The organism is Brevundimonas terrae (genome assembly GCF_011761985.1).
GTDB classification, from domain to species: domain Bacteria; phylum Pseudomonadota; class Alphaproteobacteria; order Caulobacterales; family Caulobacteraceae; genus Brevundimonas; species Brevundimonas terrae.
The window spans coordinates 516,476-530,146 of record NZ_JAASQT010000002.1 but is presented as its reverse complement, the minus strand read 5'-3'; the positions used below and the strand labels follow the sequence as shown (position 1 = coordinate 530,146).

The following is a 13,671-nucleotide window of genomic DNA, read 5'->3' as shown; positions in this document are numbered from 1 at the left end:
GGAAAGCCTACTATTCAAACGCTCAGGATTGCGGCTCCACGATCAGCGAGTAGTCGCCGGTCGAGTTGGAACCGAAGCTCGTTACGCGCACCACATAGTCGCCATCGCGCGGTGCCGTCCAATTCAGACGCGAATGGGTATCGGACAAGCCATCGTCATCTTGTTTGGCGACGTTGAACTCTTCACCCTCGCCGCTGCCGACCATGACCACAGCGTCAAATTTCGGTGCAACCAGAATGAAGCGCAGCTTTTCGTCCTTTTTGGCGGTGAAACGATAGTCGTCATAATAGGGTGAACCCATCATGCCGCCCTCCGACGTATTGTCGTACTCGCTCAGCGAGCCACGCACGGTTGAACCCACCAGCAGACTGCCCGCCTGCGGGGCCGGTCCACGGTCGATCAAGCGGATTTCATAGGCTCCGCGACCATCCCCGCCATAGCTGGAGGCGCGCACGACATAGTCGCCATCTTCCGGCACCTCGAAGACCAGACGCGAATCCGTGCTGTTGCCCATGCCGTCATCGTCGCTGGCCAGCGCGCTGAACGTGCCTTCTGCCGAGCCGACTTCAAGCGTGGCGTCAAAATCAGCGGAGGTCAGCGTGATTTGCAAACGCTGTCCCTTGGTGGCGCTGAAGACATAGCCGTCATAGCGGCCTGACGCGCTGGTCCGCGCATCATGATCGGTCAGTTCGCCTTCGACTTCCTCGTCCATCGGCAGGGCAAACGGCGCGGGCGGCGGCTCTACAGCTTCGACAAGCAGGTCGTACTTGCCCTTGCTGCTGCCATATGCGCGCGCCTCGATGATGTATTCGCCATCCTTCTCCGGCGTGAAGATCAAGCTGGCATTCAGGCTGCCACCGCTGTCGTCATCGGTGGCCAGTTCGATTCCATTGGCATCATAGACGGCCAGATAGGCATCGAAATCATCAGAGCCGAGGCTGATTTCATGGGGATGGCCCGCAGCAGCCACCAGTGAATAGCGGTCTGCGGTCACGCCTCCAAAACCCGTATCGGTCTTGTCGGTCAGTTCACCCGAAGTTTGCTCGCCCAGGGTGACCGGACGGGCCGGTGCCATCGGTTTGGGCTCGGCGATGCTGAGATCAAAACGCCCCTCGGCACTATTGCCAAAGGAGGAAACGCGAATGGCATAGGCCCCCGCTTCCGGCGCGATAAAGATAATGCGCGAGTTCAAGCCATCGCCCGAATAGTCATCGTTCTCGGCCAGCGCCGTGAAGGCAGGACTGTCATGACCTATGGCCAGCATCGTATCCAGATCATCCGAACGGGCCGAGATATCGACGCGCTCGCCCTGCGCCAGTGTCAGGCGATATTGCTGGAAGCGATTGCCGGAATCCGTCTGCGGACTACGCGCATTCAGACGACCGCTGGCATTGCCGCCCTTGCGGATGCTGGTCGAGCGGACACGCTCGGGTTGCCATGCGGTCACCGAAAGCTGGAACTGGCCATCACTGTCGTCGATGGATTCGGCCCTGATGGTGAAAACGCCCGACTGCTGCGGATAAAAGCGCAGGCGCGAATGGAAGCCTTCGCCCAGGCCGTCATCGTCCGTCGCCAGCGCCTCGCTCTGGTCATCCTGTCCATAGATCGACAGGAAGGAATCGATGTCGCTGCTGCGCATAACGATCTCGACGCCCTGCCCTTCGCGAAGATCCAGTTGGTAATCGCGGCCCAGCGTTCCTGTGCTGCCGTCAACGCGATCGCCAATACGGATCGCTCCGCCGTCAGTCTGTGCCACTGCCATCGGCGCGGCGGCCAGCAAAACAATCGTACTGACGGTCAACAGGAAGGATGAGCGCATAAAGACAAGACTTTCCATTTTTGGTGGTGGCATCATAGACGCCGAACCGGGGTGGCTGTAAATCGCCAGCATCTCAATCAGTTCCTTCGCCCAAGGAGAGTTCCCGTCATGGCGACCGAAAATGCCGCTGCCGCAGTTATTGATGGCAAGGCCTTTGCCCAAACCCTCGTGACCCGCGTGGGCGGTGCCGTTGAACGGTTGATCGCTTCGCACGGCGTCAAGGCCGGTCTGGCCGTGGTGATTGTGGGCGAAGACCCCGCAAGCCAGCTCTATGTCCGCAACAAGGGCGAGACGACCCTGAAGGCCGGTATGCGCTCCGATACGCACCGTCTTGCCGACACCACCACGCAGGAAGAACTACTGGCCCTGATTGCCCAGTTGAATGCCGATGACGGCATCCACGGCATTCTGGTGCAACTGCCTCTGCCCGCGCACATCGATTCCAATGCTGTTCTGGACGCTATCTCGCCTGACAAGGACGTGGACGGCTTCCACGTTGTGAATGCGGGCCGTCTGGCTGTGGGTCAGGACGGTCTGGTGCCGTGCACCCCGCTGGGCTGCCTGATGCTGCTCAAGGACCAATTGGGTGATCTGTCGGGCATGAATGCCGTCATCGTTGGCCGCTCCAACATTGTCGGCAAGCCGATGGCGCAATTGCTGCTGGGTGAAAGCTGCACCGTCACCATCGCCCACTCGCGCACCAAAGACCTTCCGGCCCTGTGCCGCACCGCCGACATTCTGGTCGCCGCCGTGGGCCGCCCCGAAATGATCAAGGGCGACTGGATTAAGGAAGGGGCCACCGTCATCGACGTCGGCATCAACCGTGTCCCTTCCAAGGATCCGGTCAAGGCCGCCGAGGGCAAGACCCGCGTGGTCGGTGATGTCGCCTATGAAGAGGCCGCACAGGTTGCCGGTCGCATCACGCCTGTTCCCGGTGGTGTCGGTCCGATGACCATCGCCTGCCTGTTGGCCAATACCTATACGGCGGCGTGCCGCTCTGTCGGTGCCACGCCCGAAAAACTGGGCTGATCTTTTTTGTCACGGGCGGTCGGGTTTCTCTTGCAAACCCCGCCCGTTAGACCCCACTCCTATAGTTCTGGTTTGGTCACAGTGACCGACAGGAGGAAACAGATGGCTGCTATCTCCCCCCGTATGGCCGCAATGGCCGCTGTAATCGTTATGGCCCCGGCTGTGGGTGCGTGCGGCTACAACACCATCCCGACCGAGAAGGTGAACGCCGAGGCCAAGTGGGCTGATGTGCAAAGCCAGTATCAGCGCCGCGCCGACCTGATCCCCAATCTGGTCTCGACCGTTCAAGGTGCCGCCATTCAGGAACGCACCACCCTGACCAATGTCATCGAGGCCCGCGCCAAGGCCACCAGCGTCACGGTCAATGCCGATGATCCCGCCTCGTTCGAGCGTTATCAAGCCGCCCAAGGCGAGCTGACGGGCGCCCTGTCGCGCCTGATGATGACGGTCGAAGCCTATCCGCAACTTCAGTCGAACCAGAACTTCATCGCTCTGCAATCGCAGCTGGAAGGCACCGAAAACCGCATCGCCGTCGCCCGCCGCGACTATAACGAAGCGGTGCGCGCCTATAACACCACCTTGCAGACCTTCCCGAACATCATCTGGGCCAAGACCCTGCACAGCGGCTCCAAGCCCATGCAGTTGTTCACCGCGACGGCCGAAGCCCAGAACGCGCCGAGCGTCAATTTTGACAGCCTGAACCCTGCGGCCCAACCGGGCGGCTCTGCACCTGCTGTAACGCCGGGTGCAGCACCTGCTGCCGCTCCGGCCACCGGCAACTAAGGCGCATCCTGCATGAAAAGGGCCATTGCCCTTCTGTTTGTCCTTGGCTTGTGGTTGGGAACGGCACTGCCGCTTCCGGCCCTTGCTCAAACGGGCATCCAGTTTCCGGCCCTGACGGGGCGGGTTGTCGATAATGCCGACATCCTGACCCCGCAGCAGGAAGCCGAGCTGACCCAGAAACTGGCTATTCTGGAACAGCAGACCACAGACCAACTGGTCGTGGTCACCCTGCCCAGCCTCAACGATTACGATATTGCCGATTACGGCTATCAGCTGGGCCGTCACTGGGGCATCGGCCAAAAAGAAGCCAATAACGGTGCCTTGCTGATCGTGGCCCCCAATGACCGCAAGGTGCGGGTTGAGGTCGGCTATGGGCTCGAAGGTATTCTGACCGATGCCTTCTCGGCCCTGACGATCCAGAACTATATCCTGCCGCCTTTCCGCGAAGGCGATTATTACAGCGGCATCAACGCCGGTGTGGACCAGATTTCGTATCAACTGACGCTTGATCCCGAAGAAGCCGCCGCGCGTGCCGCTGAAATGGCGACCCAGGTCGAAGAAGGCGGATCGGGTGCAGGTATTCTGATCATTATTATCGGCGTCTTCGGTGCCATCTTTGTTATCGGCTCGGTCATTGGTGCAGCCAGCGCCGGCAGCGGCCGCCGTATGCAAGGTGCTGCAGACGGTGCCGGTGCCGTCTTGTGGACCACGGCCCAGATCATTGCCGCCATTGCATCCAGCAGCGGCAGCGGTGGTGGACGCGGCGGTGGCGGCGGTGGCGGATTTGGTGGAGGCGGCGGCGGCTTCGGCGGCGGCGGCGCTTCGGGAGGTTGGTAATGGATTTCACCCCGGACGATCACGCCCGTATTTCAGCCGCTATCGCCAAGGCCGAGGCCGGAACCAGCGGCGAGATTTTCTGCGTTATCTCGCGGCAGGTCTCGACCTATCGCGATATCCGTATGGCATGGGCCGCGGCGGCATCGCTGATCCTGCCTGCCGTCCTGATCCCGCTCGGCCTGTCGGGCGACTGGTTCGGCTTCAGCAATGACTGGCAGGTCGCCCACGCAGCCAGCCAGTCCGACGAGGTCAACCGCGCCCTGACTGCCTATGCACTGGCACAGGTCATCACCTTTATCGGTGTGTATCTGCTCAGCAAAATCCCGTTCCTCGGGCTTTTGATGGTGCCGCAACGTGTGCGCCGCTCGCGTGTGCGCCGTGTGGCCCTGCAGCAGTTCATGGCCCATGGGCTACATGCCACGGTGGACCGCACAGGCGTGCTGATCTTTGCCGCCATGGCCGACCACGAGGTCGAGGTGATTGCCGATACCGGCATCTATACCCAGACCTCGCCCGAGTTCTGGGGCAGCACGGTTTCGGTTCTGGTCAAGCACATCAAACAGGGCGATCCGATCACCGGCATGGAAAACGCCATCGCCATGTGCGGTCAGGCTCTGGCCGAGAAATTTCCGCCTCGCCATGATGATGTCAACGAAGTGCCCGATCACCTGATCGTTCTCTGACAATTGATCCTTCTTAGCCTGCGGACGTTTGCAAACGGTCATGCCCAGACTGCTTACCTATAATGTCCATCGCTGTATCGGCACGGATCGCAAGCTTGATGTCGCCCGTATTGCCGAGGTGATTGCTGCCGAGCGCCCCGATATCGTCTGCCTTCAGGAACTGGATGTCCGGCGTATCCGCACCAATGGCGTGGATCAGGCCTCGGAACTGGCCAGTCTGTTGGGCATGTCATCGCGGTTCCACCCCGCCATGACAATCGAGGGCGAGGAATATGGCGATGCCATCCTGACCCACCTGCCCGACCGTCTGGTCAAGGCCGACAGCCTGCCGACCGTTAAAGGTATTCGCGGGCTGGAACCGCGTGGGGCGATCTGGTCCGAAATCGATGTCGGCGGCACAAAGCTGAATGTGCTCAACACCCATTTCGGCCTTGTCCCGAATGAACAGCGTCGTCAGGCCCGCGCACTGGCGGGCAAGGACTGGGTGGGAAACTGCAAAGGCCCGACCATTCTGACCGGTGACTTCAATGCGACCTCGATCACACGCCCCTATGGCATCCTGACCCAACACCTCAAGGATGCCCAGCGTGTACTGGGGCTAAGGCCGTCGGTTAAAACCTTTCCGTCCAGCTTCCCCGCCATCCGGATCGACCACTTCTTTGTCAGTCCGCATATCCGCATCGAGAAGATCTACACACCCTCGACGCCGTTGGCGCGGGTGGCATCCGACCACCTGCCCCTGCTGATCGACTTCCAGATCGCAGCCTAGCCCGCCGCCTTACCGCCCTCAGAGACAGGTCGCGTACTACGTGACAGGTGACGGCGCATCCAGGGCCGCCACGCATCGCGCGAGGACAGCGGGTCGCCAAGCTGCCACTCGGCAAACATGCGCTCGACGCCCGTCGGTCGCCGCTGTCCCATCAGCTTCATGCGTGACGCGCCGAAGGTTTCCACCGAGCGCCCGATAGAGCCCATCAGGCTCTCGGCCTCGGCAAAATGGCTGGCCGATACGCCGATGAAATGGCCCAGCGAATGCTGGCGGTAATGGCGGATACGCGCCATCTCCTCTTCATTCGTCGCCTCGAACGACAGGTCGCATTCGGTATCCAGCCCCATCGAACGGTTGTTCAGATTGGTCGAACCGATCCGCATCAGCTTGTCGTCGATGATGGTCATCTTGGCGTGCACAATGATGCGGTCGCCCAGTGTCGTCACCGGATAGAAGGCATAGAAACGGTCATAGGCGTCGGCTTTTTCCAGCCGCCACAGCACCTCGGCCCGCGCCGTATCCATCGTCAGCCCGTCAAACCATGACGGACTGCGCCCTGTCGAAACCAGCACCACTTCCGGCCCGTCCGGCTCGGCCAGACGATCGGCAATCGCCGAGGCCAGTAAGGGCGAGGTGAAATACTGGTTCTCCATATAGATCAGCGATTTCGCCCTGCGGATGGCCTCAAGGTGCAGCGTCTCGTTCTCGCGAACTTCGGGACGGTCTTTCAGTTGAGGCTCGGTGCGCGAAATGCCGACAGGGATATTTTGAAACGCCACGTCCACATTCTGCGGCCACGGATCATGGTCGGTTTCAACCCATGGCAGGTCTTCGCCGCAGGCCTGTTTCCAGCGTTCGCGAGCCAGTTGCGCCAAGTCACGCGCCGCATCACCATCGACAACGCACATCCATTCATGGCGCGGTGACGGGATCAGGCCGGACGGCATACAGCGACGCGGATCACCGCTGTAGTGGCCCTCCTCGTCCCAGCGATCGACCGAGATATCCCCACCGCCGCAAAAGGCGATCTTGTCGTCGATAATGACAACCTTCTGGTGGTGGCAGGCCCCCAATATGCCCACACCGTCCAGTCGCAACTCGACAATCCGCTTGTTGAACAGCTTGAGCGCCTTGTGCGGATAAAAGCCCTGTGAGGCCGCAATCACCAACGGAGAGCGCCAGATCAGCAACCGCACCGACAGTTCAGGCCGGTCACGCACCATGGCCTTCAGGCGGTCACCGATTTCAAAGCGACGCTGGTCTATCGGGGATTGCGGGTCCAATCGGGTGCGCGGATCAAATTGCCAGCCCAGAATAAGGATGGACTTCTCCGCCTTCTCGATCGCCGCCTCAAGCGCCGCGAAATAGGTGTCGTTCTCCATCAGAGGCGTTAGCCGATCCGCCATACCCTTGCGCCAGACGGCAGAACCCTCATCCAGCAAAGAGTGGTCATAAACGCTTTGACGCAGCATGGCCCCTCCCCATCATGATTCAGCCGGTCTTCACCCGGAATGCGAAACCCAGTTTGACTGTCAAACAGCGACAAACCAATGACAAGGTTCCATACCCCATATTCTTGATTTCAGGTCGCAATCTCCGATTGATTTATCATCGGTATTTTGGCAGACTTTAGATATGAAGCTGCTCGTTGAATTCCTTGCAGGCATTGTGGCCTTTTTGGCGGCTATGGCTATGTCACAGCTGGGCATCGACATGAATCGTGACTCCCAGCCTATGGAAATCAAACGCTTGCCAAGCGCTGCCGATGTGGTGGATCAGGAAACACCTCCACTCGCCTCACCCGATTGCTGACACGACAGGCCGCGTTTTCGCGGTCTTTTCAATTTAACCGCCGGATTTCTCGGCTTTTGCACTTTTTCTGAGCCGCTTTCAGGCGGTTACGGCTTTGCGACCGTGTGTCCAGCGGTTAGGGTCACAGCTTGGACCGTGCCGACTGGCGCTGAAAGACCGAAATCGAACGCCCATGACCTCACCACAACGGCCTGAAACCTCGTCAGATACCGCTGCACCCGAGGTCACAACCACCCCATCGCCTGACACGGCCAGTGATGCATCCATCGTGGATGCACCCCTTGGTGATCCGGCTTCGGATAGTGCCGAGATCGATCCCTATGCGCACCCGATGTCCGAACGTCAGCGTCGCCGTCTGGCCGAGCAGCAAAAGCTGGCCGAACAGCGCACAGCCGAGGCCAGCCGCCAGAACCAGTTCCTGTCCCCTCTGGACGAAGCCAGCGATGGCGCACTGACCAAACCACAGACCACCAGTCCGTCTGTATCGGCCACCAAGGTCTCGAAATCTTCAAAGTCCAAATCAAAAAATTCCGGTAAATCTGTATATTTATTAGCGATTTTGGCATCCGGAATGTGGGCTGGCGGCATTGCCTCATGGTTCGCCTACGAGTTCGGTTCGGGCATGGTTGATCTGGAGCCGATCCGTCTGGCGGTCTATGCGCTGATTGCAATTGCACCTGTCGGCCTGTTCTTCATGCTGGCCCACGCCCTGCGTCTGGGGGGCTTGCTGGCACAGGAAAACCGCCGGGCACGCGAACTGGCCGATGCCATGGTCGCCCCGACGGTCTATGGTGCCGAGCAGACCTCGAACATCGTCTCTGCCCTGCGCAGCGACATCGACGAAGCCGCCAATGTGGCCGAACGCGCCCGTCAGGAACTGACCAAGCTGCGCGAAAGCCTGCTTACCGAAGCGACCCGCCTGACCGATGCCGCCCGCACGGCGCAGGTCGCGACCCAGAATATCACCCGCACTATGGGTGACGAGCGCCAGCAACTGGCCACCCTCGGCGACACCCTCGACAGCAAGGCGCTGTCGGTTGCCGAAGCCGTCCAGCGTCAGGCCCAGATGGTGGCCGATGCCTCTGACCTCGCTCAGGCCCAACTTCGCGAAGCCGAAGCCGCCCTCGCCGCCCGCGCCGCCGATCTGGCTGCTGCTGCCAACGAAGCACAAGACGCTGCCCGCCTTGCCGCCGACGACCTGTCGCGCCAGACCCAGCGTCTGGAAACCGCAGGCAGCGGCGTGACCGAACAGATCAAGGCGGTCGAAGACGGTCTCAGCCAGCAACGCGCCGCGCTTGTGAATGCCGCCTACAGCCTGCGCAACGATCAGGAAGGCTTTGCCGCCCAGATCGAGAACCAGCGCATCCAGTTCGTCGACCAACTCAGCCAGACCCGCACGGCGGCCAATGATCTGAACCTGACCGGCGACCAGATTGCCGAGGCCATCAAGTCCCAGACCGAGGCTGTGCTGGACCAGTTCCGCACCCTGATCGGCATGTCCCAGCGCGAGGCCGACGGCTTCGACGCCGCCACCAAGCTGTCGCTCGACAAGTTCGAAATGCTGGCTGCCGAAAGCCGCGAACGCCTGTTGAACGAAACCCGTATCGCGGTCGAAACCCTCAACCGTGCCTCTGTCGAACAGCGTCAACTGGCCGAACAGGCCCTGCAACAGGCCCAGATCCGCGCCGATCGTCTGGGCGAAAGTCTGTTCGATGCCGCCCGTCAGGCCGATGATGCCGCCGAGTCCCGCATTGCCGGTGCCCGCCGCATTGTCGATGAGACCGTCAAGATGGTGGACCAGACCGGCATGGAGGCCATGACGCGTCTGGAATCCCTAACCCGTCGCATGACCGATGCACTGGCCCAGATCGAAAGCTCGGTACGCGAACTCGATGACCGTGCCGCCCGCCTGCCCGAAGAAACGGCCCAGCGCATGGCCGCCGTGCGCACCAGTGCCGAACAAAGCCTTGCCAGCCTGAACGACGCCTCGCGGCGCGCCGCCGCCGAGGCCGAGGCTCTGGATATGGGCTTCCAGGATCGCGTCCGTAAAAACTACGAGATGGTCAACGAGGCTGTCCGCCTGATCGGCACACCCAAGGCCGAAACCTCGCCCATGCCGTCCGAACCCTCCGGTTCTATCGTCAATGATGATCCAATGCGGATTCCGCTGCGTCCGGCTTCGCTGCATGAGCCGGTCGCGCCTCAGGTCGAGATTGCGCCCGAGCCGCCGCTTCACTGGCAACCGGCACCGCGCCAGACGCAGGAACCGGCTGTTCCCCTGCATGTCCTGAGCGAACTGGCTGTGTCCTCGATCCGCCGCATGGGTGTTGATCCCAACGCGCTTCTGCCGCGCGCACGCATCGACGATGTGGCCTTTGCCCTGTCGCGTGACGATGTGGTTCGCGCCCGCCAGATTGTCCGCCGCGTCGCACCGGCCGCTGTCCGAAGCGTCAATCGCCGCGTCGTGGCCGATCAGGAACTGCATCGCGACATCAACCGCTTTATTGATGCCTATGCGCGCCTGCTGGCCGATCTTGGTGACGACCAGAACGGCGTCAATAATCGTCTGGCCAGTGACGAAGGTCGCGCCTTTATGATTTATGATGCCGCACTCAACGAAACTCGCTGATAGTCCGCAACCTATTCAGGGCTTGACCACTACACCGTCTGCACACAACCTTCCGGCGGCCTCGGGCAGGAGTAGCTTCTAGCATGGCTATATCGACGCATATCTCTGACGAACGGTCGCAAGATCAGGATCGCCGCCCCCTTTTGCTGGTATGCAACTGGTCCGCAACCGATCCTGTCTGGGATATGGTCGAAGACCTGTCCGGTGTGCCGTGGCAACCCGAAGGCATACGCACCGAATTGGTCGAATCCGCTGCGGACATCACGGCTCTGGCCGAAAACCTTGCCGATCAGCTTGATCATCAGGACGCCCGCGCCCTGTTGTTGATCGGGCGCACCCAGCACGAGGGACCGGCCCGCCTACAATTGCGCGCTGAAATTCCTCAAAAGAACGGTCAGCGCCTGTCACAGGACGGTCCCGGCGTTGTGCGTGCGACGGCTCCCGCGGGCCAGATTCTCGAAGCCGTCACCAAGGCCCGCGTTTCGATCGTCGCCTCGTCGGAAAACGAAGCCGATGATGGCAGCCGCCTGCTCTATGAAATCCTCACGCGGCTGGACGAGCGTTTGGAGACACCGGCGGTTGCCCTGATCCGTTTCCCGAAATCCATGCCCGAAACCGCTATCGCCCACACGATCAAGAGTGCTGTCCATGTGATGACACAGCACCTTTCGCACGCGCCGCGCTTTAACGCAGCGCGCTGATAACCTGCCGCCTGACCGACAGGGCGAACAGGCCGCCCATCGCCGCAAGTCCGGCCATCGCCAGATAGCCATGGGCCCCGAAGGCATCATACAACTGCCCCGAAGCGGCGGTTGCCAGACCGATCAAGAAGCCCGCCGCCACGACCGATGACAGAGTCTGCGCCGCCGTGTGATCCTTGGGCGGCGACAGGGCCTCGACGATTTCCACACCGGCTAGATAGGTCGCGGCAAAGGTTAGGGCATGCAGGGTTTGCAACGGCCATAACCACCAGAATGACGGCTCCATCGCCATCAGGACCCAGCGCACAATCGCCGCCGATACCCCGACCATCAACAGCGGGAATGCGCCAAAGCCCTTACGCTTGCGCCACGGTTCGACCACCCACATGAAGCCGATCTCAACCGCCACGGCGAAGGCCCACAACAGCCCCGTCATGCTTTCGGAAATGCCCTGCGCCTTCCAGGCAATGGCCGAAAAGCCATAATAGAATCCGTGCGCCGCCTGTACCGCCCCGATCCCCAGAATGGCGCAGACAAAGACGCGGTTTTTGGCCAGTCGCCCCAGCCCCTGAAAACGGGCCAGTTTAGACACCTGCGCTCCATCCAGTTGCACCGGCTCGGCAGGTAGACAAAGCCATGCCGTCAGCGCAATCAGCGCACTGGAACTGACGATCCAGACGATGATGATATCTGCGGGCATCATGGTCAGCAGCGCGCCCATACCGATATTGGCCACCACAAAGGCCAGCGATCCGCATCCGCGCGGCAGGCTGAACGGATAGTTCTCGCGTCGTGACAGACGCAGGGTCATCACATCGCTGAGCGGGATCAGGGCCGCCGCCGCCGTCGCGCCGACGAACCAGCACAGCGCCCGTACATAGAAATTATCGACCAGACCTGCCGTGCCATAGCCCACCGCCATGGCCAGACCCAGAATGGCAATCGCTGTACGCCGTAACCGGAACCCGTCGGCCCATACGGCCAGCAAAGGACCGGACACAATCCGCCCCAGCATCGGCAGGGCCAGCAAGGCACCGATCTCGGCCCCGCTCATCCCCTGTGACCTGAACCATAGTCCGGCAAAAGGCAGCGTCACCCCGCTGGTGCCGAACAGGAGGATGTATTGCAGTGCTGTGCGTGGTGCCGAACTCATACGCATGCCGATAGCAGACTCGGCGCGATATGTGGTCTAGACAATAGACCATGACCTTCAGCCGCAACCTGCTTTTGTTTGCCGCCCTGAACGGGGCAATGTCCGTCGCCGTCGGTGCCTTTGGCGCACACGGTGTTCCGCCCGAGGCCAAGGTGCTTCTGACCACAGGCGGGCAATATCAAATGGTCCATGCCCTGATGGCGGCAGTTCTGGCCATCTGGCCAGCGGCTGGCCGTGCGGGGCGTGTGGCCGGATGGCTTGCCGCCAGCGGCGGGCTGATCTTCTGCACCACACTGTTGCTGATTGCCGTGGCCGGTATGCGTTATATGGGTGCCGTCACCCCCGTTGGCGGAACCCTGATGATTATCGGCTGGTTGGTACTGGCGTGGCGGGCTGTGCGCCCCTCGCCTGTTGCCTGATATTTACCCCAAGACCGAAAGCTCAATCCTATGGCCTTTCCTGCGATCCCTACCCCGCGCCGTGACCTGTATCCCGAAATCGAGTCGTACAATCACGGCTGGCTGAAGACCGGCAGCATCCACGAGATTTACTGGGAAGAGAGCGGCAATCCCGATGGCGTGCCGGTCATTGTTCTGCACGGTGGACCGGGTGGCGCGGTCAATCCGGGTATGCGTCGCTATTTCGATCCGGCGGTCTATCGCATCGTCATGCTGGACCAGCGCGGGTGCGGCCTGTCGCGCCCCAATGCCAGCCTCGAAGACAATACGACGTGGGACCTGATCGCCGACATCGAAGCCATCCGCGACATGCTGGGCATCGACAAATGGGTGGTGTTCGGCGGGTCGTGGGGTTCGACCCTGTCGCTGGCCTATGCCGTAATGTATCCCGAGCGCACACAGGCACTGGTGCTGCGTGGTATCTTCCTGATGTCGGAAAAAGAACTGCACTGGTTCTATCAGGAGGGGGCGTCGATGATCTGGCCGGACCTGTGGGAAGGTTTTCTTGCCCCGATCCCCGAGGCCGAGCGCGGCAACCTGATGGCGGCCTATTACAAGCGCCTGACGGGCGACAATATCGAAGAGCGTAACCGCTGCGCCGTGGCGTGGTCCACATGGGAGGGCAACACCGTCAGTGCCGCAGGCCCGACCGCAACGCCCGACAAATTCGCCGACCCCGAATTCGCCGTCGCCTTTGCCCGTATCGAAAACTGGTACTTCACCAATAAGGGCTTTTTCGAAAGCGATGGCTGGCTGCTGACCCAGATCGACAAGATCCGCCACATCCCGACATGGATCGCCCAAGGCCGTTTCGATGTGGTCACACCGGCATCCGGCGCATGGGCGCTGCACCGCGCCTTCCCCGAGGCCAAGCTGGAAATCATTGCCGATGCCGGTCACGCCTCCAGCGAACCCGGTATCATCGACAGTCTGGTTCGCGCCACCGACTGGGCGGCCAAACAGTAAGCCCAAAAAACAAGCCCTGCGGATATCCGCAG

13 protein-coding genes are annotated in these 13,671 nt (G+C 61.1%); 10 read left to right on the top strand and 3 right to left on the bottom strand.

Features of this window, described 5'->3' with window-relative positions; genetic code table 11:
- Positions 1 to 22 precede the first annotated feature (22 nt).
- Positions 23 to 1,819, bottom strand: a complete 1,797-nt coding sequence (locus FHS64_RS07220; protein ID WP_167177228.1) for a PPC domain-containing protein — start codon at positions 1,817 to 1,819, stop codon at positions 23 to 25.
- A gap of 108 nt (positions 1,820 to 1,927) precedes the next feature.
- Here FHS64_RS07220 and folD point away from each other — a divergent pair, with 108 nt between their 5' ends.
- The 5 genes from folD (at position 1,928) to FHS64_RS07195 (ending at position 5,920) form a co-directional block, all read left to right on the top strand.
- Complete coding sequence (gene folD, locus FHS64_RS07215; protein ID WP_167177226.1) at positions 1,928 to 2,848, top strand: bifunctional methylenetetrahydrofolate dehydrogenase/methenyltetrahydrofolate cyclohydrolase FolD; 921 nt, start codon at positions 1,928 to 1,930, stop codon at positions 2,846 to 2,848.
- 102 nt (positions 2,849 to 2,950) lie between these two features.
- Positions 2,951 to 3,631 carry a LemA family protein gene (locus tag FHS64_RS07210; RefSeq protein ID WP_167177224.1) on the top strand — a complete coding sequence of 227 codons (681 nt, stop codon included), beginning with the start codon at positions 2,951 to 2,953 and terminating at the stop codon, positions 3,629 to 3,631.
- 12 nt (positions 3,632 to 3,643) lie between these two features.
- Positions 3,644 to 4,468, top strand: a complete 825-nt coding sequence (locus FHS64_RS07205; protein WP_167177223.1) for a TPM domain-containing protein — start codon at positions 3,644 to 3,646, stop codon at positions 4,466 to 4,468.
- Entirely contained in the window at positions 4,468 to 5,151 is a 684-nt protein-coding gene (locus FHS64_RS07200) for a TPM domain-containing protein (RefSeq protein WP_243862849.1), read from the top strand. The genes FHS64_RS07205 and FHS64_RS07200 overlap by 1 nt, the downstream gene beginning before the upstream one ends.
- 40 nt (positions 5,152 to 5,191) lie before the next feature.
- The gene (locus FHS64_RS07195; RefSeq protein WP_167177219.1) at positions 5,192 to 5,920 is read left to right on the top strand and encodes an endonuclease/exonuclease/phosphatase family protein; all 729 of its coding nucleotides are present in this window, start codon (positions 5,192 to 5,194) and stop codon (positions 5,918 to 5,920) included.
- Here FHS64_RS07195 and FHS64_RS07190 read toward each other — a convergent pair.
- The gene (locus FHS64_RS07190) at positions 5,917 to 7,392 is read right to left on the bottom strand and encodes a phospholipase D-like domain-containing protein (protein ID WP_243862847.1); all 1,476 of its coding nucleotides are present in this window, start codon (positions 7,390 to 7,392) and stop codon (positions 5,917 to 5,919) included. The two genes, FHS64_RS07195 and FHS64_RS07190, sit on opposite strands and share 4 nt — an antisense overlap.
- A 163-nt stretch (positions 7,393 to 7,555) precedes the next feature.
- On the opposite strand from FHS64_RS07190, the gene FHS64_RS07185 reads away from it, so the two are divergent.
- The 3 genes from FHS64_RS07185 to FHS64_RS07175 all read left to right on the top strand — a co-directional run bounded on the left by FHS64_RS07185 (position 7,556) and on the right by FHS64_RS07175 (position 11,062).
- Complete coding sequence (locus FHS64_RS07185) at positions 7,556 to 7,732, top strand: hypothetical protein (RefSeq protein ID WP_167177217.1); 177 nt, start codon at positions 7,556 to 7,558, stop codon at positions 7,730 to 7,732.
- Positions 7,733 to 7,904: 172 nt separating this feature from the next.
- The gene (locus tag FHS64_RS07180) at positions 7,905 to 10,361 is read left to right on the top strand and encodes a coiled-coil domain-containing protein (protein WP_243862845.1); all 2,457 of its coding nucleotides are present in this window, start codon (positions 7,905 to 7,907) and stop codon (positions 10,359 to 10,361) included.
- Positions 10,362 to 10,444: 83 nt separating this feature from the next.
- On the top strand, positions 10,445 to 11,062 hold the full coding sequence (locus FHS64_RS07175) for a hypothetical protein (protein ID WP_167177215.1): 618 nt from the start codon (positions 10,445 to 10,447) through the stop codon (positions 11,060 to 11,062).
- On the opposite strand, the gene FHS64_RS07170 is transcribed toward FHS64_RS07175, so the two are convergent.
- Positions 11,046 to 12,221, bottom strand: coding sequence for an MFS transporter (locus FHS64_RS07170; RefSeq protein ID WP_243862844.1), 1,176 nt, complete (start codon positions 12,219 to 12,221; stop codon positions 11,046 to 11,048). The two genes, FHS64_RS07175 and FHS64_RS07170, sit on opposite strands and share 17 nt — an antisense overlap.
- A 44-nt stretch (positions 12,222 to 12,265) precedes the next feature.
- Between FHS64_RS07170 and FHS64_RS07165 the strand changes: the two genes are divergently transcribed.
- Positions 12,266 to 12,634: a DUF423 domain-containing protein gene (locus tag FHS64_RS07165; RefSeq protein WP_167177213.1), complete on the top strand. Its 369-nt coding sequence runs from the start codon at positions 12,266 to 12,268 to the stop codon at positions 12,632 to 12,634.
- A 30-nt stretch (positions 12,635 to 12,664) separates the two neighbouring features.
- Positions 12,665 to 13,639, top strand: coding sequence for a prolyl aminopeptidase (pip, locus tag FHS64_RS07160; RefSeq protein ID WP_167177211.1), 975 nt, complete (start codon positions 12,665 to 12,667; stop codon positions 13,637 to 13,639).
- Positions 13,640 to 13,671: the final 32 nt, after the last annotated feature.